Annotated in this window: 1 protein-coding gene; it reads left to right on the top strand. The window is 64.2% G+C overall.

All coding sequences use genetic code 11. From position 1 onward, the window contains the following. On the top strand, positions 1 to 327 hold a 327-nt coding region (locus KQX66_RS39155), incomplete at both ends, for an ATP-binding protein (protein ID WP_216798456.1).

The raw sequence follows: 327 nt of genomic DNA, 5'->3' as shown, positions 1-327 counted from the left end.
ACTCAGTGATCACCCTGTTCCGCGAAGAGGCCAACAGCCGCTCGCTGGCGCTGCGCACCTGGCGACCCAAGCGGCGCATCAGCGTGATGGGCGATCCGCTGCTGGTGCGACAATCGCTGATCAATCTGATCCAAAACGCCCTGCGCTACACGCAACGGGGCGGCGTACTGATCGCCATCCGCCCACGCGGCGCCGAGTGCCTGGTGGAAGTGTGGGATACCGGCGTAGGCATCGCCGACGAAGAGAAAAGCAAAATCTTCTCCCCTTACTACCGCCCCGAGCTGGCGTGGAAGATAGACAGCGCCGGGCACGGGCTGGGGTTGGCAG

The sequence above is a fragment of the Paenibacillus oleatilyticus genome (assembly GCF_018998565.1).
GTDB lineage: Bacteria > Bacillota > Bacilli > Paenibacillales > NBRC-103111 > Paenibacillus_G > Paenibacillus_G oleatilyticus.
The sequence above is the reverse complement of the archived record's forward strand: the minus strand, read 5'-3'. Positions and strand labels throughout refer to the sequence as shown.